This window comes from Streptomyces sp. NBC_00996 (genome assembly GCF_045162675.1).
In the GTDB taxonomy this organism is placed as follows: domain Bacteria; phylum Actinomycetota; class Actinomycetes; order Streptomycetales; family Streptomycetaceae; genus Streptomyces.
Map to the genome: position 1 here is coordinate 7,938,101 of NZ_CP108723.1, position 21,871 is coordinate 7,959,971.

Here is a 21,871-nt window from a genome sequence, read left to right on the forward strand (position 1 = left end):
GGGTCTCGTGCCCGCCGCTCCACGGTCCCCCCTCGGTTCCCCCACCCAAGGGTGTATCCATCCGCCCTCGCCTGTTCACCCCTTCGGGCAGGCGCTCGGAGTGAACCGAGGGAGCGGAAGGGGGCGCGTTCGCGACGCGATCTGTCCCGCTGATCACCTCGCGCCTACCGTCGAGAGCAGGAGTACGGCGGGGAGGTTCGAGTATGGCGGGACGGGGCCCGCGGACCGGGGGCCGACAGGCGACCGACGATACCCGGGACACACGGGACGAGGCCCTGGTACGCATTGGCGACCTGGCGGGGCGCCCGCGCGGCACGGGTTTCGTCGCCGACCACCACGGCACGGTGATCACCAGCCACGAGGCCGTCGACGGTCTGGCCCGTCTGGTCCTGCATGCTCCCGGCGACCGCACCTGTGTGGTGACCGCCGACGCCGTCACGCCGCTGCCCGACGCCGATCTGGCTCTCGTACGTACCGAAGGTCTCGGTCTCGACCCGCTCCCCGTCACCGTGCGGGACCGTATCGCGACCGGTACGTACGTCCGGATCGCCGCGGGCGGCTGGCGCGAGGCGCGCGTGCTCGGCACGTCCGCCGTGACGTACACCGCCACCGACCGCATCCATCTCCTGGGCGACGCCCTGGAGTTGGCGATCGGCACCGTGGGCGCGGATGCGCTCCGGCTGGGCGGCGGCGCGGCCGGGGGGCCGGTCCTCGACGCCTCCACCGGGGCGGTGCTCGGGGTCCTCGGCACCGCGCTGCTCCCTCAGGCTCTCGGCCGCGACCGAGCGGGGGAGCCCCTCGTTCGACACCGGGCAGCGGGGTTTGCCGTCTCCCTGAGAGGCGTGCCGGGGCCACTCGCCGAGCTGCTGGCCCGCAACGCGGCGACCGTGCCCGCGTACGGGGCCGATCTCAACCCGGCGGGCGTACTGGAGCTCACCGCGACCTCGGTGGGGTCGGACGGGCCGGGGGAGGCGACGTCACCAGGGGCCGGCGGCGCGCCCTGCGGACCGGTCGAACGGGCCGACTGCGTCCGGGAGTTCGCCGCCTTCGAGGAGGGCCCGGCCGCCGTCCTCGCGCTGGTCGGACCGCCAGGCAGCGGCCGTACGACGGAACTGGCGGCCCTCGCCGCCCGCCGCACCCGGGGCGCGGAACCGGCACCCACCCTGTGGCTGCGCGGCGCCGACCTCCTCGCCACGGACACCTCGGTGGCGGACGCGGCGACGCGGGCGCTGGAGCGGGCGGGACGGATCGTGGCGGCCTCACGGGATTCGGGCGCCGCCGTGCGGGAGGGACGGGCCGCAGGGGCCGTGCCCTGCGATGTGCTGCCGCCGGGCAGGTACGACGGTGAACTGGGCGATATCGGGCCTGAGCGCCTGGCCCGGTCGGCACGCGACGCGGGACGGCCGTTGCTGCTGCTCCTCGACGGACCCGAGGAGATGCCGCCGGCCCTTGCCCACCGGCTGCCCGAGTGGACCGCCGGGACGGCCGCATGGCTGCGAGAGACCGGGGCGCGGCTCGTCGTCGGGTGCCGGGCCGAGTACTGGGAGCAGGCGGGCGCCGGGTTTCCGGGGGACATGCTGCACCGGGCCGCGGCCGACCGGGACCCGCTGACTCCGCCCTGCGTGTGGCTCGGGGACCTCACCGAGGAGGATGCGCGGCGGGCGCGGTCGCGCGCCGGGATCCCCGAGGACGTGCTGGTGGCGGCCGACGCGCGGCACCCCCTGACCCTGCGGCTGCTCTGCGAGGTGCGGGCCGCGCTGCCGGACGCCCGCCGTGGCCCGTCTTCTCATCGCCGACCCCGCGGCCGTACAGCTCCACCTCACCCGCTGGTTCGACGATGAGCGTCCCCTCCCCGCGACCCCGCACGCGACCGTGGCGACGGCCGCGCAGGCGTTGCTGTACGCGCATCGGCGCCGGGCGCTCGACGACCTGGCCGAGGCGCTGGTCGGCAGTGCGCATCGGCGCGGCGACGAGCTGCTCGCCGTACTCGCCGAGGAGGAGCCGTCGGCCGTGTGCCGGGCGGTCGACCGATGGGCGCACGACGAGCGGCCCGCGCGGCGGGTGGCGGCGGTGGCGTACGGGTTGCGGGCGGCACCGTTCGTGCGGACCGGGGCCGACCGCGAGCTGCTGCGTTACGCGGCGCTCGCCCTGCTGGCCCGCCCCGCCGACTGCACGCTGCACGGCGGAGCGCTCGGTCTGCTCGTACGGGATCCGTGGACGCGAGACCGCTACCTGCCGCAGGCTCTGGAACGCTTCACGTCCGGTGACCCGCAGCTGCCTCCGAGCGCTCTCGTCGCCGCGCTCACCACTCACCCGGACCCGGTGCTGGCCGCCTTCCGGACCCGGCTGCGGCAGCCCGGCCCCGACACGAGCCAGGTGCTGCGCACCCTCGCGGATGTCACCACGCCCGCTCTCGCCCGCCACGTCGCCGCGATGGTGAGAGAAGTCGTGGAGCTACGCCCCGAGGCCGCCGCGCACGTGGCCGCGTATGTGGATCGCCGCCTCGAATATGGCCCCACCGCACGCGCGGTGCTCTTTCCGTTGGTCAGCGGACTGCTGGAGGGCTGCCCCGCACCGGTGCGGGCGGCGCTCGCGGCCGTCCTGGCGGCGCCGGGCAGCCGCGCGTCACGTCCGCCGCGGCGCGAGCTGCTGGATCTGCTGCTCGCGCACGAGCGGGACCCGGCCGTCCTGGACTCACTCCTCAGGGCCGCCGCGGACGGCGCGGTTCGCAGGGGTGAGGAGCCGACCCGCGAGCTGGTGCACCGCACGGGCCTCCTGCTCGTCCGCACCCCGGCCGGGGCCAGCGGCTTCGACCGCGGTCTCGTCGAGCTGGCCCGCCATGTCCCCGGCTTCGCCACCCTGGTGGCCCGCTGGCTGACCGGCGCTCCCGAGGAGTGGGCCTCAATGGTGGGTCCGAGCACCCGGCGCATGATCGAGAACCTGGCCGGGGTGCGGGTGCCCGCCTGACTCCGGCCCTCGGCCTCTGCGGGATGCGTCACAGCTCGATGCCGATGCAAGCCGAGCGCACGCGGCATGGCACCCTTAGAGCTGCGAATGAGGCAATCACGGACACGGGTTCGACAAGGAGCGGTCACAGTGCAGCGCTGGCGTGGCTTGGAGGACATCCCCGAGGACTGGGGGCGCAGCGTCGTCACCATCGGTTCCTACGACGGGGTGCACCGCGGGCACCAGCTGATCATCCGGCATGCCGTGGATCGCGCCCGCGAGCTGGGCGTGCCCTCCGTGGTCGTCACCTTCGACCCGCACCCCAGCGAGGTCGTGCGCCCCGGCAGTCACCCCCCGCTGCTCGCCCCGCACCACCGCCGCGCCGAACTGATGGCCGAACTGGGCGTGGACGCGCTGCTCATCCTCCCCTTCACCACCGAGTTCTCGAAGCTGTCGCCCGCCGACTTCGTGGTCAAGGTCCTCGTCGACAAGCTGCACGCCAAGGCCGTGGTCGAGGGCCCCAACTTCCGCTTCGGTCACAAGGCCGCGGGCAATGTCGACTTCCTGCGCGAGCAGGGCGAGACGTACGACTTCGAGGTCGAGGTCGTCGATCTGTATGTGACGGGTGCGGCGGGTGGCGGCGAGCCCTTCTCCTCGACCCTCACCCGGCGGCTCGTCGCCGAGGGCGACGTCGAGGGCGCGCGCGAGATCCTCGGGCGCCCCCACCGCGTCGAGGGCATCGTGGTGCGCGGCGCCCAGCGCGGCCGCGAACTCGGCTTCCCGACGGCGAACGTCGAGACCCTCCCGCACACTGCCATCCCCGCGGACGGCGTCTACGCCGGCTGGCTGCACGTCGAGGGCGAGGCCATGCCCGCCGCGATCTCCGTCGGCACGAACCCGCAGTTCGACGGCACCGAGCGCACCGTCGAGGCGTACGCCATCGACCGTGTCGGCCTCGACCTGTACGGCCTGCACGTCGCTGTCGACTTCCTCGCCTACGTCCGGGGCATGGCCAAGTTCGAGTCCATCGAGGCGCTGCTGGAGGCCATCGCGGACGACGTGAAGCGGTCGCGCGAGCTGATCGAGGCGTACGACGGGGAGTAGTCCTCGGTACGCGGACGGGGGCGCCCGGTGCTGGTGACAGCATCGGGCGCCTCTCTCACATCGTGACCCGCGCCCGCGCCCAGTGGCACGCCACCTGCGTCCCGCCGCCCCCGCCGAGCACCTCCAGGTCCTGGCTCCGGCACGCGTCCGCGACGCCCGCTCGCTCCGCCTCCCCGCTCGTGAGGATCTGGCAGCGGGCATGGAAGCGGCAACCGGCCGGGATGCGGGACGGGTCCGGGGGCTCGCCGGTCAGGACGACGGGATCGCCCGGGGCCTCGGGGAGGACGGACAACAGGGCCTGGGTGTACGGGTGTCGGGGCGCCGTCAGGACCTGTTCCACCTCGCCCGTCTCCACGATCCGGCCGAGGTACATCACCGCGACACGGTCGGCGATGTTCCAGGCCAGCCCCAGGTCGTGGGTCACCACCAAGGCGGACAGGCCGAGTTCGGTGCGCAGCCTCAGGAGCAGGGCGAGGATCTCGCCGCGTACCGAGGCGTCGAGGGAGGCCACCGGCTCGTCGGCGACGATGAGTTCGGGCTCCAGGACCAGGGCGCCCGCGATGACGACGCGCTGGCGCTGGCCTCCGGACAGCTCATGCGGATAACGGAGGAAGAAACGCTCCGGAGGGCGCAGGCCGGCCCGGGACAAGGCCTCCGCCACCGCCGCCCGCTCGTCGCCGCCGTACCGGTGGATGCGCAGGCCCTCGGCGACCGCGTCGTACACCGTGTGCCGGGGGTTGAGCGAGCCACTGGGGTCCTGCAGGACCAGCTGGACGCGCTTGCGGTACGCCTTCAGTGCGCGTGAGGAGTAGTCGAGCGGCTTGCCGTCGAAGGTGACACGGCCGCCGGTCGGCGGGACGAGTCCGAGGAGGGAGCGGGCGAGCGTCGTCTTGCCGCAGCCCGACTCGCCGACCAGCGCGACGATCTCGCCGGGCCGGATGTCGAGGTCGACACCGTCGACGGCACGGGCCCGGGCGGCGCCGTGGCGTCCGGGGAAGGTGATGTGCAGTCCCTCGGCGCTCAGGAGCGGCGGTGTCCCCTCGGCGCCGAGGAGCGGTGGTGTCGTCATACGGTGCTCCTCGCGTCCGGGACCGGGGCCCCTACGTGCACACAGGCCGCCCACCGCTGCGCTCCCGCGTCCCGCAGCGACTGGTCCTCGGTCACACACGACTCCAGCGCCACCGCACACCGGGGGTGGAACGTACAGCCGGACGGCAGCGCCGACGGATCCGGCGGGTCGCCCGGCAGCCCGCGCGGCGCGAACCGCGACGCCGTGTCGCCGATGCGCGGGAAGGCGGCCGACAGGGCCTTGCCGTACGGGTGTTGGGCATCCTCGTACACCTGCTGGGCGGGACCCTCCTCGACGACGCGGCCCGCGTACATCACGGCGAGCCGGTCGCAGGTGTCGGCCAGCACCGCGAGATCGTGGCTGATCATGACCAGGCCCAGCTCCTGCTCGGTGACGAGCTGTTCGATCAGCCGGAGGATCTGCGCCTGGATCATCACGTCGAGCGCCGTGGTCGGCTCGTCGGCGATGACCAGCCGCGGGTCGCACGCCAGCGCCATGGCGATCATGACGCGTTGACGCTGCCCGCCGGAGAGCTCGTGCGGGTAGGCGTTCGCGCGGGCGGCGGGCAGGCCGACGTGTTCGAGGAGCTCGCCGGTCTTCTTCTTGGCGCCCGCCGGGGTCGCCTTCCGGTGCAGCAGGATCGGCTCGGCGATCTGGTCGCCGATACGGTGTACGGCGTTCAGTGAGTGCATCGCGCCCTGGAAGACGATCGAGGCGCCGGCCCAGCGCACCGCCCGGACGCGTCCCCACTTCATCGTGAGCACGTCCTCGCCGTCGAGCAGGATCTCCCCGCTCGTGCGCGCGCCCGAGGGCAGCAGTCGCAGCAGCGCGAGCGCCAGCGTGGACTTGCCGCAGCCGGACTCGCCGGCGATGCCGAGCTTCTGGCCCGCGTCCAGCGAGAGGTCCACACCGCGAACGGCGGCCGCCCCGCCCGCGTATGTCACTTCGAGGTTCCTGACCTCCAGGAGCGTCAACGTTCCACCCCCAGCTTCGGGTTGAGAACCGACTCGACCGCGCGCCCGCACAGTGTGAACGCCAGCGCGACCACCGCGATCGCGACTCCGGGCGGCACCAGATACCACCACTTGCCCGCGCTGACCGCGCCCGCCTCCCGCGCGTCCTGGAGCAGCCCGCCCCATGACACCACCGTCGGGTCGCCGAGCCCGAGGAACGCGAGCGTCGCCTCGGCGAGGATCGCGGAGGAGATGATCAGGGTCGTCTGGGCCAGCACCAGCGGCATGACGTTGGGCAGGACGTGGCGGGACATGATGTGCCAGTGCCCGCCGCCGAGCGCCTTGGCCCGCTCGATGTAGGGCCGCGACTCGACCGCGAGGGTCTGCGCCCGCACCAGCCGGGCCGTCGTCGGCCAGGTCGTGACGCCGATCGCCAGGATGATCGTGCCGAGCGAGCGGGTCATCACGGTCGCCAGCGCGATCGCGAGGACCAGGGTCGGCATGACCAGGAACCAGTCCGTGATCCGCATCATCACGGTCGCGTACCAGCCGCGGAAGTGACCGGCGGTGATCCCGATGAGCGCGCCGATCGCGACGGAGAGCACGGCCGCCAGCAGTCCGACCAGCAGCGAGACCCGAGCACCCCACACCACGAGTCCGAGCAGATTGCGCCCGAACTGGTCGGTGCCCAACGGGAATGCGGTACTCGGGCTCTCCATGGGATCACCCGGCGCATTGGTCACGCTCTGTACGTCGGAGCCGACGGTCAGTGGCGCGGTCAGCGCGATGAGCGCGAAGAGGCCGAGGGCGGCGAGCCCGAAGACGCCGGCCCGGTGGGTGCGGTACTGCTTCCAGAAGCGGGCGGCGGAGTGGCGGCGGCGCTGCCGGGCGAGAGCGCGGGGGCTCTTCGCCGTCGCCGGTGCGGCCTGCTCGGCCGCCGTGGATTCGGTTGTCATCGGCCCGTCCGACTCGGTCGTGGTCATCGGCCCACCCGGGGGTCCAGCAGCGGATAGATCAGATCGGCCAGCGTGTTCATCACGATCACCGCCGCCGCGAAGACGAAGAACAGCCCCTGCACCAGCGGCAGATCGGGCACGCTCAGCGCCTGGTAGAAGAGCCCGCCGAGGCCCGGCCAGGAGAAGACGGTCTCGACGAGGATCACCCCGGCGACCGTCCGGCCGAGGTTGATGAAGATCAGCGTGACCGTCGGCAGCAGCGCGTTCGGCACGGCATGCCGACGGCGTACGAGATCGTCCCGCAGGCCCTTCGCCCGGGCCGTCGTCAGATAGTCGCTGCCCATCTCGTCGAGCAGCGCCGAGCGCGTGACGAGCAGTGTCTGCCCGTACTCGACCGCGACCAGTGTGACCACCGGCAGGACGAGATGGTGGGCGACATCGACGACGTAGGCGAAGCCCTCCTTGCCCCCCGACTCCATGCCGCCGGTCGGGAAGAGCCCGGGGATCGGCCCCATGCCCACCGAGAAGACGATGATGAGCAGCAGCCCGAGCCAGAACGACGGAATCGAGTAAAGGGTCAGCGCCAGACCGGTGTTGAGCCGGTCGCTCAGCCCGCCGTTGCGCCACGCGGAGCGTGTGCCGATGAAGATGCCGAGCGCGGTGTAGAGGACGAACGCCGTGCCGGTGAGGAGAAGCGTGTTCGGCAGGGCCTCGGTGATCTTGTCGATGACCGGGGCGCGGAACTGGTACGAGGTGCCGAGGTCGCCGGTGAGCGCCTTGCCGCAGTAGTCCGTGAACTGCTCCCACATCGGCAGGTCCAGCCCGAACTCCTTGCGGTAGTTGGCGAGTTGTTCGGCAGACACCTGACGGCCGCCCGTCATGTACTTGACCGGGTCGCCGGGGATGAGACGGAAGAGGAAGAAGCTGGTGACGAGGACGGCGAGCAGGGAGACGGCAGCGCCGCCCAGCTTGCCCGCCACGTACCGCAGATACGCGGTCCGGGTGCGCGCCCGTGGCCCGCGGACCGACGGCCCGGCCTGAGCCGGACCGCCGGTCGCCTCGACCAGCGAGGGTGTTGCCTCAGCGGTCATGAACTACTCATTCGCTCGTACGTCCATGGGGTGCCCCTGGTCTTCGGGCTCGGGGCCGATGCGTGCGCTACTCACGGTCCTCGGCCGTCGAGCGGCGGCGCATCGCGAAGAACACCCCGACGCCCGCGAGGACGACGACGCCCGCGACGATGCCGATGATGACGCCCGTCGAGCTCGAACTGTCGGAGGACTCACCGGAGGACCCCGCCGGAACCGCCGACCACCAGCTCCAGTACCCGTCCTGGCCGTAGATGTTGCCCGCGGCCTTCGGCATCGTCTCGATCGACTTGATCTGGTCGGTGCGATAGGCCTCGACCGCGTTCGGGTACGCCATGACGTTCATGTACCCGCTGTCGTACAGCCGCGACTCCATCTGCTTGACGATGTCCGCACGCTTGGCGGTGTCGTACTCGGCCAGCTGCTGGTCGTACAGCTCGTCGTACTTCTTGTCGCAGATGAAGTTGTCGGTCGCCCCGGTGTCCTCGGCGGTGGCGGGCAGCGCCGCGCAGGTGTGGATGGACAGGACGAAGTCGGGGTCCGGGTTGACGGACCAGCCGTCGAACGCGAGGTCGTACTTGCCCGCCAGCCACGGGTCGGTCACGTTGTCCAGGCAGTTGAGGGTGACACCGATACCGAGCTTGCCGAACCACTCCTTCAGGTACTGTCCGACCGCCTTGTCGTTCGGGTCGGTGGCGTGGCACAGGATCCGGTAGTTGATCGGCTTGCCGTTCTTCTCGACGCGCTTGCCGTCGCCGTTCTTCTTGTAGCCCGCCTGGTCGAGGAGTTGAGCGGCCTTGGCAGGGTCGTACGACAGCTGCTGGCTCGCCGACGGCTTCCAGAAGTACGTCGAGAAGCGCGGCGGGATGTAGCCCTCGCCCTCGACGGCGTGCCCCTGGAAGACCTTGTCGATCAGGGTCCCGCGGTCGATCGCCATGAAGAGTGCCTGGCGCACCTTCTGGTCGAGCAGCGACTCGGCTCCGTCCCCGAAGTGCTTGCCGTCCTTGGCCTGGGCACCGGGGTTGGTGGCCAGAGCGTAGAAGCGGCGGCCGGGGGCGTCGTTGACCTTGATGTTCTGCTGGCTCTTGAGAGCGGCCGACTGAGCGGGCGTCAGGCCGGAGACGAAGGACACTTCGCCCTTCTGCAGGGCCGCGACCGCCGCGTCACCGTCCTTGTAGTACTTGAAGACCAGCTCGTCGAACTTGGGAGCACCCCGCCAGAAGCTCTTGTTGGGCTTCAGGCGTACGTAGCTGTCGGCCTTGTAGTCGGTCAGGATGAACGGACCGTTGCCGACGATGGGGAAGTTCTTGTCGTTGTTGAACTTCGAGAAGTCCCCGACCTTCTCCCAGACGTGCTTGGGCACGATCGGCACGTCGAGCGCGGCCATGGTGGCCTGCGGCTTCTTCAGCTCGATGACGAGCTTGGTGGCGCTGGGGGCCGTGACCTTCTTGAAGTTGGTGACGAAGCTGCCGTTGGCGGTGGCGGCACCCTCGTCGGTCATCATCTTGTTGAACGTCCACGCCGCGTCCTCGGCGGTGGCCTGCCGGCCGTCCGACCACTTGGAGTTGGAGCGGATCGTGTAGGTCCAGGTCAGCTTGTCGGCGGAGGGCTCCCACTTGGTGGCGAGGCCCGGGATCGCGTGGTTGTCCGCCGGGTCGTAGTTGGTCAGGTACTCGTACATGAGCCGGTGAATGCTCGTACTGACCAGCCGTGACGCCAGGAACGGACTCAGCGAGTCGACACTCTGCGCGACCGCGACGGTGAGGACCTTCTTGCCCTCCTTGGCCTGCGCCTGCTGCGGCGCCGGGTTGAGCGGGGTCGCGAGACCGGCGGTGAGGGTGAGCGCGGCGGCGCCGGCGGCGGCAATCAGCCGGGGGAGCCGGGTCCCGGTCCTGAGACGGGGGCGCGGGCGCCTTCTGGCGTGTTGATCTTGTGTGTTCATGGTCGGTGACCTCGCGTCATCGCTCGCACGGGGATGGCTTGTTGAACTACTTGATCGGGTGACTGGTGACGCCGGCGGGATTGATCTGTGTGTCTATCAGCGGCGGTCTGCACGCGTCAACGGCGCGTGAACCCCATGTGGCCTGCGGAAATAACGAGTTGACGCGGATTTTTCGCTCATTGGTTCAGACCGGTGAAGCCCCCCAGGTAATGGCCTGACGGCTCGAAACGCCCATGGATACGCCAAGGGCCCGCACCGTACGGAGACGGTGCGGGCCCGGGCGGTAATCGGCCCTCCGGAAGGGGCCGATCGGGTTACTGCTGAGGGGGCGCCGGCGGGGGCGGGGTCTGGCCGTGGTTCGGCTGATAGGGCTGCCCCGGTGCCGGCTGGAACGGCTGTCCGGGCTGGGGCTGCGCCTGCGGCTGCTGGGGGTATGCCTGCCCGGGCTGCGGGTGGGGCCGGCCCGGCTGGGGGTAGGGCTGTCCGGGCTGGGCGTACGGCTGCCCGGGCTGCGGCTGCTGCGGGGCCTGCCCCGGAACGGGCTGCCCGGGGACCGGCTGTCCGGGAACGTACTGACCCGGCATCGGCGGGGCGGCCACCGGCGGCGGGTTGCCGTCGTTCGTCCAGAGCCCGTGCGACTGCTGGTGCCGTGCGATGTCCTCGGCCACCATCGCGGAGAGGTTGAAGTATGCCTCCCGCACCTTGGGCCGCATCATGTCGAGGTCGACCTCGGCGCCGGCCGCCAGATGCTCGTCGAACGGCACGACCACAACGCCGCGGCAGCGCGTCTCGAAGTGGCTGACGATGTCCTCCACCTTGATCATCTTGCCGGTCTCGCGCACCCCGGAGATGACGGTGATGGAGCGCGAGACCAGATCCGCGTACCCGTGCGCCGACAGCCAGTCCAGCGTCGTACTGGCGCTGCTCGCACCGTCGACCGACGGTGTCGAGATGATGATGAGCTGGTCGGCGAGGTCGAGCACTCCGCGCATCGCGCTGTACAGCAGACCCGTACCCGAGTCGGTCAGGATGATCGGGTACTGGTTGCCCAGGACGTCGATCGCGCGCCGGTAGTCCTCGTCGTTGAAGGTCGTGGACACCGCCGGGTCGACGTCGTTGGCGATGATCTCCAGCCCGGACGGGGCCTGGGAGGTGAACCGCCTGATGTCCATGTACGAGTTGAGGTACGGGATCGCCTGGACGAGGTCACGGATGGTGGCCCCGGTCTCGCGGCGCACCCGGCGACCGAGCGTGCCCGCGTCCGGGTTGGCGTCGATCGCGAGGATCTTGTCCTGCCGCTCACTGGCGAGCGTCGCGCCGAGCGCGGTGGTCGTGGTCGTCTTGCCCACGCCGCCCTTGAGGCTGATCACGGCGATCCGGTAGCACGACAGCACCGGCGTCCGGATCAGCTCCAGCTTCCGCTGCCGCTCGGCCTCCTCCTTCTTCCCGCCGAGCTTGAACCGCGACGACGCGGCTGCCGGGCGACCGCTCTTGGCCTTCTGCCTCTTGTTGTTGAGCAGCCGGTCGGAGGAGAGCTCCACCGCGGCGGTGTAGCCGAGCGGGGCGGCACCGGGGTTGGTGGGCTGCCGCTGGTCGTGCTGCACGGGCTGCGGCCAGGCGGCGCCCGCGCGGGGGTCGACGGGCGCGGGCGGCTGCTGCCCGGGCTGCGGCTGCTGCGGGTACGGCGGGGCCACCTGCGCCGAGGGAGGCGGCGGCTGCGTCGGGGTGGGCGCGGCCGACTGCGTGGGAGCCGGGGGCGGCTGGGGGAGGTCGTAACCAGGCTGTGGCACGGGGGCGTTGGGCGCCTGCGGCGCCGGAGACGGGAACCCGTACCCCTGCTGCGGGGAGGGAGCCTGCGGAGCCATGGGGTTCGCCGGGGGCGTCGTCGGCTGGGGGAATCCGTAACCCGGGCCCTGGGCGGGCGGGTTGGCCGGAGCCGGGGCGCCGGTCTGGGGGAAGCCGTGACTGCCTTGCGGCGTGGGGTTGGACGTCGGGGTGCTGGGCTGGGGGAAGCCGTAGCTGCCTTGTGGTGCGGGGGCCGGAGCCGGGGCGGCCGGGGCGGGGGCGGGCGTCGGAGCGGGGGCAGGGGTGCTGGGCTGGGGGAAGCCGTAGCTGCCTTGCGGGGCGGGGTTGGGCGTCGGGGTGCCTGATTGCGGGAACCCGTAACTCCCCTGCTGCGCAGGCGCCGGAGGTGCCGCGTGCGGAGCCTGCGGCGGGGCCGGAACGGGGTTCTCGGCGGCGGGCGGGACCGGCACGGGCCCCTGAGCCGGACCCGCGGAGACGGGCGCGCTGGGAGAGGCGGGCCACGCCGGAGCGGGAGGCTGAGCCGCCGGCGGGGGTGCGGCCGGTTGGAAGGGCCGGCCGGGCTGGGGTGCGGGCGGTTGGAAGGGCCGGCCGGGCTGGGGTGCGGGCGGCTGGAACGGCTGGCCGGGCTGCGGTGCCGCCGGCTGGAACGGTGCCGGTGCGGGCGGCTGAGCCTGCGCCGGCACCTGCGCCTGTGCGGGCTCGGCCGCCACCGGCTCCGTGGACGCGGGCCACTGGGCCGCGGGAGCGGGCGCCGCGGGCTGATACGCGGGCGGCAACGGCGGCAGTCCACCCTGCGGCAGCGGCGGCGGAGCCCAGGCCGGGGGCGTGTCCTGTATGGCCTCCGGTGCGTCCGGACCGGCCACGGGCACGGCGTCCTGGGGCTCGCCCTCCTGGGGCACCGCGTCCTGAGGCTCGCTGCCCCCGAGTTCGGCATCCTCCGGCTCGGCGGTCGGCGAAGCCACCGCATGGCTGGATTCGGCCTGCGGCGGCACGGCATCGCTGACGTACTCGCCCTGCGGCTCGGAGTCGCCGACCTCGCCGAGCTCGTCGCCCGCATCCGCCGCATCCGCCGCATCCGCCGCATCCACGGCATCCGCCGCATCCACGGCATCCGCCGCATCCACGGCATCCGTCGCATCCACGGCATCCGTCGCATCCACGGCATCCGCCGCATCCGCAGCACCGCCGTCGTCCGCGCGCCGCAACTCCACGACATCGGCGACGCGTTCCTCGTCGGAGGCATCACTCGGCTCATCAGCAAAATCCGCACCGGGGGAGGCCACTTCGGCCTCGGCCACAGCCGTTTCTTCCTCGACGTCCACGTCGTCGCCCTGCGAAGAAGCCTCCAGGGACTGGTACAGGGCCACGGGATCAGGCGCGACCACGGGATCAGGCGCGGCCACGGCCTGGGGCTCGACCGGGGTTCCGGGTTCCGCCTTGGCTTCGGCCCCGCGCGCGGACTCGGCTTCGGTTTCGACCTCCGCTGATGTCTCCGCGACCGCCTTCGCCTCCTCCGAGGACGCAGCCGCCCGCTCCGCGATCTCACGCTTCAGCGCGACAGAGGAGATCCGCATGGTCGCGCCGCTCTCCAAGTCCCCGTTCCCCGGCTCCGCCTCGTCAGCGGCGGCGACGGGCGCGACGGGCGCGGCCGGAGTGACCGGCGCGGGCGGAGGAGCGGGAGGAGTCCACTGGGCCTGAAACCCACCCACGGGAAAGTTCGGCACAGCCGTCGGGCTTCCGGCGTCCGCGACAGGCGCGTCCGGAGCCTCCGGCTTCGCGACCTCCGGCTCGAACCCGCTGCCGACCGGCAGTTTGGGCACCGCAACAGGACTCCCCGCCGGAGGCGCAGGAGACGGCTCCGAAGCCGAAGCTCCCGAAGGCTCGGAGGCTTCGGACGGCTCCGAAGTCGTCGAGGTCCGCGAAGTCCCCGAAGCCGCCTCGGAATCCGAGTCCGCCTCGCCCGAACTCCCCGACGCGTTCTGCGTGTACCAGGCGGGCGGCGCGTAGTCGATGGTGAACTCGCCCGTCGTCTCGACGGCGGACTCCGCGTCGGACTGGTCATCGCCGGGTGTGGCCCAGCCCCCGCGGATCCCGTCCCGATCGCTGTTCACAATTCCTCCTGATGTGGTCGAGCACCCTCAAGCCATGCTGGGGCGACCGTTCTCGTTGTGCAGGGCCGGTCGTTCGAAATCGGTCGGTCGTCCGAAGCGTCGGATCCGCCCGGCTCCCCCCTGGGACGCCGACGGCCCATCCAAGGAGTCCGATACGGCGCCCGGTCCCAGCCTAATCACCACAAGCGCCGACACGGCAGGCCTGTCCACCCCTCCGCGTGGGCCCAACACGTCACACCCTGCCCGTGAATGACGTACGCACGCACCATCGCGGTGAACAAACCGGGCAATAGCGATGCACGAGCCGAACGTGAGGCGGGGTGAATCGGTCTCAAACATCCCATGTCGATCCGGGGGTTTGCCCGGTCAGTCCATCCTTCGTGGCGTACCCAACAATCCGATCTCGGCGTCCGTGGGCTGCGTCATCACATACTGCCGGTCGCGATCGGCGCACCAGAGAGTGACGCCATCGGCGAGCGCGGGCAGCGAGTCCACATCTCCCCGGGGCAGCGCCATCGTGCGGCCCAGTTCCGCGGCCTCGTCCGGCGAGACCCGCTGGACGCCGACGAGCCGTGCCTGCCGTACCAGTCGGGGGGCCACCGGGCTGACGTACGGCAAGAGCGTCAGCACCGCCTGCCAGGGTCCAGAGACGACCCGCCCGCGGGGCGGCCGCATGCCACAGTCGCGCACCACCAGCACTGGATTCCCCGCCGACGCGCCCTGGGGCGGCACGCGCCCCACGTCGTACACGGCCATGCCGTTCTGCCCGCCGCCCATGGCATGCACCATCTGCATCCAGGCCTCTGCCCGCCCGGTCTCCACGGCGACGCGCGCACCGGTCGCGGCCGCCCGCAGGGCCAGCACGTGCGCGGTCCACAGCCCACCGATCAGGACGACGTCGTACGGCGTCGGCCGGTTGAGCCCGAGCACCGCGGGCTGCCCCTCGGCATCCACGCCGATGACGACTCCGTCGTCCCCGATGGGCAGCGCGAGCGAGTCCACCTGCTCCATGGACAGCGCATGCCGTCCGTGCCGGGGGCCGATCAGACCGAAGCCGCTCCGCAGCCGACCGCGAACTCGCTCCGCGGCCGAGGGCTGCGCACCGTCGGGAGATCCGTGCCCCCCCGAAGCGGTGGCCGTGTGTGTGGTCATGGCCGTCACCGAACACCTCCGAGGGGCAGCGTGGCGAGCATGCCGGGCAACTGTTCACGGTCGAGCCGGGCAAGGCCCGCTCCGGCCTGCCGCGCGGCGTGCTCCAGGGCCCGCCGGGCCGCGACCAGTTCGTCGTCGCTGCGCCCGGTCACCCGCAGATGCCCGGACAGCGAGACCTCCTGCCGCTCCCCGCGCCCCAGAGTGAGACTGAAGGTGGTGGCCAGCGCGGGAACGGCGGTGAGCAGGGCCACGAGCTGCGGCAGCGACGGTCCCCTGCCGCCCAACTGGGGCCAGCGCCGCACCCAGTACGTCGTATGCCTGCGATTGTCGCAGCGCCAGCTGCGGCTGGACTCCTCGGTCCGCCGCGCCGGCGTATCGGTCCGCCCGGCCTCCGCCGTCACCAGAGGATTGGCGCACGCCGACGTCGCGACAGCGGCGGTCAACTCCTCCTCGCTCAGCACGGTCGTACGGAACCCCGCCCCGGTGAGCCGACTCGCGAGGTGGTCCGCGATGCGCACCGCGCATTTCTGCGCTCCCACAAGTCCGCCCCCGCGCGCGGCAACCGCCTCTGGGCACAGCTCCGGATCGAGCTTCAGCGCGATCCAGGTGATACGCACCGCCGGTGCTCCTGTCTGCGCCTGCAAAGGTGCGTAGTTGCTGACCGCCACGGACTGCTGCGGCAGGTGCAGCGCGGGAGCGGGCTGCGTGTGCAGCACGATCTGCGCCGACTCCAGCCGGATTCCGTCCACTTCGAGCGCGTCCCGCACCAGCCCGAGCGGCAGCGGCTGCCGACTCCGCTCAGCGCGCAGAGCGGTCGCGTCGGCCTCCACCTGAAGGACGGCGGTGACGAACGTGCCGTCCCCGATCAGTCCCACGGGTCTACGGTCCAGGCTGCCGTACACATACGTCCGCAAGCTCGGGTCGCACTCCACGGCAGGCGCAAGGCCGGGCTCCGTGCCCGGCTCTATCGGCGTACTCGCGGCCCGCCGCTGCCGCGCCCGCAACGCCCGTGCGGTGCCTAGCCATTCGGGCAGGGAGCGCCCCCGGCGGCGTACGAACGCGAGGAGCACGAGCACGGCTGCGACGACAACCGCCGGCACCAGCGCCAACGGGCCGATGACCCATCCCGTGAGCAGCACGGCGACCGCGATTTCCAGCAGAACGATCCGTTGCAGCCGAAACGAACCGGACTGTCCGGGACGCCCCTTGAGGTGAAGCGGGTCCGCCCCCTGAGGCCTCGCGCCCGGCGCGGACAGCTGCAGCGCAGACTGCGGCCGGGGCGCCGAAGAGCCGCGCACCTGCGACCGGTCGCGCGACCGGGCCCGCGTTCCGGAAGCCATCACTCCATCCCCCCGTTTTGCTCGCAACTCGCTGGAATTCCAGCACCGCATAGGGCCCTTGAAGGTCCAGGCACCCTACCCGCTCCACGCGGCCCTTCCATCACCAGGCATAGTAGGGGGCCGGTCTGACATCGGAGGGCGGGGGACGGTGGACCCCTGAGCGCCGACCAGGCGAGACACGGGGAGAAGCAGGCACACATGGCATCTCGGCGGGACCAGCTCAACGCCTACACCTTCGCGAAGCGCCGCATGCTCGCGTCCTTCGTCCAATCGTCTCCCGACGGCTCGGAGGAGGGGGCGCCGCGACCGCTGCGCGCTGTGCTGCCCGGCACCATCGTCGGGGTGATCATCATGGCCGCCTTCGGGGCGTGGGGGATGTTCAAACCGACTGCGCCGCAGGGCTGGAACACCCCCGGCGAGAAGGTGATCATCGCCAGCAAGTCCACCACCCGCTACGTCGTCCTCAAGACCGACGGCAAGGTCCAGCTGCACCCGGTCCTCAACATGGCGTCCGCGAAACTCCTCCTCAAATCGGGCAAGGGCGAAGTCGTGACGGTCGACGAGTCCATCCTCGACAAGGGGAACATCCCGCACGGCGTCACCATCGGAATCCCCTATGCCCCCGACCGCCTGCCGTCCGCCTCCGAAGCGGGCTCGAAGAAGCGCTGGGCCGTCTGCGAGCGTCCCACCGCGGGTGGCGGGTCCATCCAGAAAGCGGCCTTCGTCCTCGCGTCCCATGACATGAGCAAGACGGAGGGCACCGAGCGGCTGACCGGCGGCGAGCTGATGTACGTCGTGGCCCCGGACAAGAACCGCTACATCGTGGACGCACACGGCACCGCGTACCAGGTCGACAGCAGCGACGAACTGCTGCTGCGCACCATCGTCGGTGCCGGACGCCAACCCGAGAAGGTGTCCCAGGAGTGGGTGGGGACCCTTCACAAGGGTGACGCCATCGACTTCCCGAAGGCCGAGGGCCAGGTCGGTGCGAACGCCGACGTCGCGGGCAGCCTGCCTACGAAGGCGAACAAGGTCGGCATGGTCCTCAAGGCTCGCAACGGCACAGGCGAGCAGTACTACGTCGTCGAGCAGGGCAAGGTGGCCCCCGTCTCGGACTTCACGGCTCAACTCCTCCTCAGCAGCAGGGACTTGGCGAGACTGGGTCAGGCCGGGCAAGCCCTCGACGTCAGCGCGGGAAACTTCGTCCCGGCCACGGCCGAGTTCGCCGCGGACAAGAACTGGCCGAGCCACGCGCCCAAGGCCGTCAACGACGCGGACGCCTCCTCCGGCAGCCGCAACACCATCTGCAACGTCCTGCGCGACGTCGACACGGACGGCAGGGGCACGACCACGCTGAGCACCTGGGCGGGCACCGACTTCCCGGCCGTCCTCCCCACCGGCTCCTCCAGCGCGTACGTCACTCCCGGCTCGGGCCAGCTGTACCGCCAGTTCACCGGCGAGGAGACCAGCGCGGGCAACGTCTTCCTGGTCACCGACACCGGCCTGCGGTACGCGATGCAGTCCAACGCCGACAGCGCCACCGACGACGCGGGCATCGGCACCACGGCCAAGGAACGCAAGGAGCTCCAGAACGAGGCGAAACTGGCTCAGATCCGCCTGGGTTATTCCGACGTGGATCCGGCTCCTGTCCCCGCCGAGTGGTCGTCGTTCCTGTCCACGGGCCCGCGGCTTTCGACGTCGGCGGCACGCCAGCCGCAGGGCTCGTAGGAGGGGGTGTTCATGACGCACGCACCTTCCCCCGCCCCTCTGCGCGTGATGGCCGCGACCGCCGCAACGCTGATCGTCTCCACTCTCGCCGTCGCCACGCCCGCAGCCGCGGACTCGTCGACCGACCAGTGCACGTTCCCCAACAAGAAGTACACGGGCCGCCCTTGGGCCCTTCAGCGCGTCCAGCTGGACGAACTGTGGAGCCAGTCCAAGGGCAAGGGCGTGCGGGTGGCGGTGATCGACACGGGCGTAGACGTGAAGAACTCCCAACTCACCCACGCGGTGGACATGTCGAGGGGCGCCAACTACCTCCCCAAGAATCTCAAGGACGACAACGGCGACCCGATTGAGCGCGGTAAGTCCGACGGCACGACGGACACGGTCGGCCACGGCACGCGCGTGGCGGGCATCATCGCGGCCCGCCCCGCCAAGGGGACCGGTTTCGTGGGCCTGGCCCCCAGGGCGACGATCATCCCCATCAAACAGAACGACGCGGAGGGCCACGGCACGGCGGCAACACTCGCCACCGCCATCCTCCACGCAGTCGACGTGGGCGCGGGCGTCATCAACATCTCCCAGGACACGTCGAACGCGGTGGAGCCCGACCCGGTCCTGAAGCAGGCGGTCGACACGGCGTTGGCCCACAACATCGTGGTGGTGGCCTCGGCGGGCAACGACGGCCTCGGCGGCAACGTCAAGAAGACCTACCCCGCGTCGTACGACGGTGTCCTCGCCGTTGCCGCCTCGGACCGCAACAACGAACGCGCCTCCTTCTCCCAGTCCGGCGAGTTCGTCGACGTGGCCGCCCCCGGCGTCGACATGATCTCCACCGTCCCGAAGGGCGGCAACTGCTCGGACAACGGCACCAGTTTCTCGGCCCCGTACGTGGCCGGAGTCGCCGCCCTGATCAAGGCGAAGCACCCCACCTGGACCGCCCGCGAGATCGTCGCCCAGATCGAGCAGACGGCGGAACGCTCAATCGCCGGCCACGACCGCCTGGTCGGCTGGGGCGTGGTGGACCCGGTCCGCGCGCTGACGGACGACGACCACCCCATCGAATCGCCCAACCCCCAGGAGGGCCTCACCAAGGCGGAGGCTCCGACTCCTGCAAAGCTCCAGCTGGGCGAAACGGCGGACGAGCGGAACGCCCGACTGGCTACGTATGTGGCTGTGGGGGCGGCGGTGTTGGTGGCGGGGCTGGGCGGGGCGGCTGTGGCGGTGCGGGATGCTCGACGCCGCGGCCGCCGAGTGAGCACCGGGCAGTGACTTTCGGGCACCGGTATTGCCCTGCGGCACGGTGCATTGGCATGCCCGCCACCACCAGGATCTCCGGGAGGATCACTTCGTGTCCGTCTGCGGCGGAGGTCCGTAATCCGGGCGGGGCCCTTCGAGCCGATCGGCGGTCAACGCGAGCCAGCCGCTGGGCGTGTACGGAGCCGGAGGGTCGACCTCCATGCCCAACTCGGCGAGGGCGAGGGCGTAGTCGGACTCGTCCAGGTCCAGGGCAAGTAGTTCGCGCACCTCGCCGACGAGGCGGGCGACGAGCTGCGGATGGGAGCCAGTGACGTAGTCGTCCACGGCTGCCTCGTGGTCGTCGAACTCGTCCGGCATGTCCTGGGAGAACCAGCCGCCGAGGAACTGGGCGAGTTCCGGGAAGCGGGCGTGCCATTCCCAGTGGGTCGCCGGGGCGGCCGGGGGCGGGGCCTCGCCCGTCTCGATGCTGTGCTTGATGTGCTCGGCCAGGCAGGACAGCCACTCCTGGATGTCGGCCTCCGGCAGGCCCACATCGGGGATCGCATAGAACTCGCCCAGGCGCAGCCGGAGTCGGCCGGGCGGGTTGCGGGCGTACTCGCGCAGTTGAGTCTCGGCGGCGGCCAGGGCCCAGGGACGGGTGTGCCAGGTGTGGCGAAGGTAGGCGATCAGAGCCCGGCTGGGCTTCTCCGGGGTGTCGTCCGCCGACTGCCCGACGTAGGCACGGATCACCTGGTCCAACTCGCCGTAATGGCGGTCGTGTTCGAGAGGGCTCAGGGGCATGATGATCGGCCTCTACAGGTAGACGGGGAACGTGGCCTGGACGACGAAGCCGTGCGGACGGGAGGCGTCCCGCTTGAGGATCACACGAGCCGCCCGCACGTCGACGGGCTCGCGTCCGGCCAGCATCATCGCCTGGAGCAGGACCCGACCCACGGGATCGGGGCGGGACGGCCAGGACGCCTCGATGGCCAGCCGGGGGCGAGCGGATTGGGCGAGCCAGCGGTGGATGAGCTGCTCGTTGGCGGTGACGACCTGCTGGGTGGCCCACTGGGCGGTTTCGCGGTCGGGGTAGGTGGCGGTGCGGGTGCGCATGGTGGGCCGATTCTCTCGTGCTCTACTTCCGCTTCGGCTCCCACAACGGTGAGTGGGATTCCTTCAGGTGCTCGATGCAGAGGCGGGCGAAGAGGGGGAAGAAGTCGAGAAAGTCCTCCGTCCCCGATCCTCCGCTCATCGCCGCCGCGCTGAAGAAGCGGTCCATCTGGTTCTCGGTATGGAACAGTGCCATCGCCTGATAGCACTCGGCGACCACGCTCGGCAGGTGCCACGGGCAGCGCGGGTGCGTCTCGTCGATGTACATACGGATACCTTCTTCCGACGTGGCATCGTGCATGTCGTCGCTGATCGCCACGCCGTCCTGGCCGAAGTAGATGGGCAGGATCTGGCTGAAGCGGGGGAAGCGTAGGCTTAATTCCCTGACGTCCATGGGCGTTTCGCTGTACGTCCGCCAATCGACGTTCCACTCCTCGAGATGGCGGGCGATCTGCCGCAGTGTCTCGGGCGTACGCTCCTCGGTCGCCGCCCGCGGAATCCTGTTCAGCGCCTTGTGGGAACCATCGGGAGACCGCTCGAAGAGGTCTGCCGCCAAACGTAGTTCCGCTGCGATCTCGTGAAGGTTGCGCCCCCCTCCGCCTCCGCGTTCCGGATCCCTCGCAGGAGGGGAAAGAGCTGCTTCTGCCACTGCCCGGGATCGTCGGGAATCCTCAGGCTCCAGCCGTCGTAAGACTGCAGGAGCATACGGGCGCCTGCGAGGTGCGAGTAGTCGACGGATTCCTGGTGCGTCATGCGGGCCATCCTAGTTGCCTCCCGTCGGAACGTCCTTTGGCATCGAGGTCATGACCGTGAAAGGCGGGTCGAGGTCCTCTCTGTACAGGAGGCGTGTCTCGACTCCCTTCACGTCCTCCGACGCTTCCGCCGGGAATGGATCATTCTGGATCGCAGCCTTGTCGATGCTCCGCCCGCTATCGCCGTAGGGCGTCTCGGAAACTTTGATGTCCATTCGATCGCCGTCTTTTGGCTTACTTGCTATCCACGTGGTGATTTGGTCAGAATTCTGGTCGATGTTGTACTGCGTCAACTTCTGCGCCGACTCGATGTCCGTGAAGGAAGAGGCGTTGGCAACCTTCGGCTGCCCGTAAGGCCAGTCGGTCCCCGGCCGTGGCGGCTTCTTCAGGTCGTCCCGAAGGCGCTGTGCCAATTGGTCGTCGGTCAGGCCCACGTGCTTGCTCACCGTGTGGGAGTTCTCCAGCCACTCCGTGGACGCCAAGTCCAGTTTGTAGACCCCGCGGTCGGCGTCGCCAGGAGTGCTCCACTTGTGCTCGGCCTTGAATTCGTTCCCAAAGCTACGCCGACCACTGGTACACGG

Annotated in this window: 15 protein-coding genes and 1 pseudogene; 4 read left to right on the top strand and 12 right to left on the bottom strand. The window is 70.8% G+C overall.

The window, feature by feature from the left end; genetic code table 11:
- The first annotated feature begins 203 nt into the window (after positions 1 to 203).
- Together OG390_RS37215 and OG390_RS37220 are read left to right on the top strand one after the other, a co-directional pair.
- Positions 204 to 2,967: pseudogene (locus OG390_RS37215) on the top strand (trypsin-like peptidase domain-containing protein).
- Between the two features lie 129 nt (positions 2,968 to 3,096).
- Complete coding sequence (locus OG390_RS37220; protein ID WP_399091265.1) at positions 3,097 to 4,050, top strand: bifunctional riboflavin kinase/FAD synthetase; 954 nt, start codon at positions 3,097 to 3,099, stop codon at positions 4,048 to 4,050.
- A gap of 55 nt (positions 4,051 to 4,105) precedes the next feature.
- Here OG390_RS37220 and OG390_RS37225 read toward each other — a convergent pair whose 3' ends face one another.
- The 8 genes from OG390_RS37225 to eccE form a co-directional block, all read right to left on the bottom strand.
- The gene (locus OG390_RS37225; protein ID WP_406174045.1) at positions 4,106 to 5,119 is read right to left on the bottom strand and encodes an ABC transporter ATP-binding protein; all 1,014 of its coding nucleotides are present in this window, start codon (positions 5,117 to 5,119) and stop codon (positions 4,106 to 4,108) included.
- Positions 5,116 to 6,093 (bottom strand): ABC transporter ATP-binding protein, encoded by a 978-nt coding sequence (locus OG390_RS37230; RefSeq protein WP_406174047.1) that lies wholly within the window; start codon positions 6,091 to 6,093, stop codon positions 5,116 to 5,118. The genes OG390_RS37225 and OG390_RS37230 overlap by 4 nt, the downstream gene beginning before the upstream one ends.
- Positions 6,090 to 7,028, bottom strand: a complete 939-nt coding sequence (locus OG390_RS37235) for an ABC transporter permease (RefSeq protein ID WP_399091453.1) — start codon at positions 7,026 to 7,028, stop codon at positions 6,090 to 6,092. Before OG390_RS37235 ends, OG390_RS37230 begins: the two co-directional genes overlap by 4 nt.
- Positions 7,029 to 7,051: 23 nt before the next feature.
- On the bottom strand, positions 7,052 to 8,119 hold the full coding sequence (locus OG390_RS37240; RefSeq protein WP_406174049.1) for an ABC transporter permease: 1,068 nt from the start codon (positions 8,117 to 8,119) through the stop codon (positions 7,052 to 7,054).
- A 67-nt stretch (positions 8,120 to 8,186) separates the two neighbouring features.
- The gene (locus OG390_RS37245) at positions 8,187 to 10,058 is read right to left on the bottom strand and encodes an ABC transporter substrate-binding protein (protein ID WP_406174051.1); all 1,872 of its coding nucleotides are present in this window, start codon (positions 10,056 to 10,058) and stop codon (positions 8,187 to 8,189) included.
- A 314-nt stretch (positions 10,059 to 10,372) separates the two neighbouring features.
- Complete coding sequence (locus OG390_RS37250) at positions 10,373 to 13,975, bottom strand: SCO5717 family growth-regulating ATPase (protein WP_406174053.1); 3,603 nt, start codon at positions 13,973 to 13,975, stop codon at positions 10,373 to 10,375.
- A 366-nt stretch (positions 13,976 to 14,341) separates the two neighbouring features.
- On the bottom strand, positions 14,342 to 15,136 hold the full coding sequence (locus OG390_RS37255) for a hypothetical protein (RefSeq protein WP_406174055.1): 795 nt from the start codon (positions 15,134 to 15,136) through the stop codon (positions 14,342 to 14,344).
- Complete coding sequence (gene eccE, locus OG390_RS37260) at positions 15,133 to 16,467, bottom strand: type VII secretion protein EccE (protein ID WP_406174057.1); 1,335 nt, start codon at positions 16,465 to 16,467, stop codon at positions 15,133 to 15,135. The genes OG390_RS37255 and eccE overlap by 4 nt, the downstream gene beginning before the upstream one ends.
- 198 nt (positions 16,468 to 16,665) lie before the next feature.
- Here eccE and eccB point away from each other — a divergent pair, with 198 nt between their 5' ends.
- Both eccB and mycP read left to right on the top strand, forming a co-directional pair.
- Positions 16,666 to 18,195 (top strand): type VII secretion protein EccB, encoded by a 1,530-nt coding sequence (gene eccB, locus OG390_RS37265; RefSeq protein WP_406174059.1) that lies wholly within the window; start codon positions 16,666 to 16,668, stop codon positions 18,193 to 18,195.
- A 12-nt stretch (positions 18,196 to 18,207) separates the two neighbouring features.
- A complete protein-coding gene (gene mycP / locus OG390_RS37270; protein WP_406174061.1) occupies positions 18,208 to 19,461 on the top strand; it encodes a type VII secretion-associated serine protease mycosin in 1,254 nt (417 codons plus the stop codon).
- Between the two features lie 72 nt (positions 19,462 to 19,533).
- Here mycP and OG390_RS37275 read toward each other — a convergent pair whose 3' ends face one another.
- From OG390_RS37275 to OG390_RS37290, 4 genes are all read right to left on the bottom strand, one after another.
- Positions 19,534 to 20,229, bottom strand: coding sequence for a contact-dependent growth inhibition system immunity protein (locus OG390_RS37275; protein ID WP_406174063.1), 696 nt, complete (start codon positions 20,227 to 20,229; stop codon positions 19,534 to 19,536).
- A gap of 12 nt (positions 20,230 to 20,241) precedes the next feature.
- The gene (locus OG390_RS37280; protein ID WP_406174065.1) at positions 20,242 to 20,541 is read right to left on the bottom strand and encodes an RNase A-like domain-containing protein; all 300 of its coding nucleotides are present in this window, start codon (positions 20,539 to 20,541) and stop codon (positions 20,242 to 20,244) included.
- A 22-nt stretch (positions 20,542 to 20,563) separates the two neighbouring features.
- Positions 20,564 to 21,094, bottom strand: a complete 531-nt coding sequence (locus OG390_RS37285; protein WP_406174067.1) for a hypothetical protein — start codon at positions 21,092 to 21,094, stop codon at positions 20,564 to 20,566.
- 207 nt (positions 21,095 to 21,301) lie between these two features.
- On the bottom strand, positions 21,302 to 21,772 hold the full coding sequence (locus OG390_RS37290) for an RNase A-like domain-containing protein (protein WP_406174069.1): 471 nt from the start codon (positions 21,770 to 21,772) through the stop codon (positions 21,302 to 21,304).
- Positions 21,773 to 21,871 lie beyond the last annotated feature (99 nt).

What these genes read in the sequence shown, in the direction of transcription:
- OG390_RS37245 (WP_406174051.1), bottom strand. Translation starts at nt 10,058, where the DNA reads ATGAACACACAAGATCAACACGCCAGAAGGCGCCCGCGCCCCCGTCTC.
- OG390_RS37225 (WP_406174045.1), bottom strand. Translation starts at nt 5,119, where the DNA reads ATGACGACACCACCGCTCCTCGGCGCCGAGGGGACACCGCCGCTCCTG.
- OG390_RS37280 (WP_406174065.1), bottom strand. Translation starts at nt 20,541, where the DNA reads ATGCGCACCCGCACCGCCACCTACCCCGACCGCGAAACCGCCCAGTGG.
- OG390_RS37240 (WP_406174049.1), bottom strand. Translation starts at nt 8,119, where the DNA reads ATGACCGCTGAGGCAACACCCTCGCTGGTCGAGGCGACCGGCGGTCCG.
- eccE (WP_406174057.1), bottom strand. Translation starts at nt 16,467, where the DNA reads ATGGCTTCCGGAACGCGGGCCCGGTCGCGCGACCGGTCGCAGGTGCGC.
- OG390_RS37235 (WP_399091453.1), bottom strand. Translation starts at nt 7,028, where the DNA reads ATGACAACCGAATCCACGGCGGCCGAGCAGGCCGCACCGGCGACGGCG.
- OG390_RS37275 (WP_406174063.1), bottom strand. Translation starts at nt 20,229, where the DNA reads ATGCCCCTGAGCCCTCTCGAACACGACCGCCATTACGGCGAGTTGGAC.
- mycP (WP_406174061.1), top strand. Translation starts at nt 18,208, where the DNA reads ATGACGCACGCACCTTCCCCCGCCCCTCTGCGCGTGATGGCCGCGACC.
- eccB (WP_406174059.1), top strand. Translation starts at nt 16,666, where the DNA reads ATGGCATCTCGGCGGGACCAGCTCAACGCCTACACCTTCGCGAAGCGC.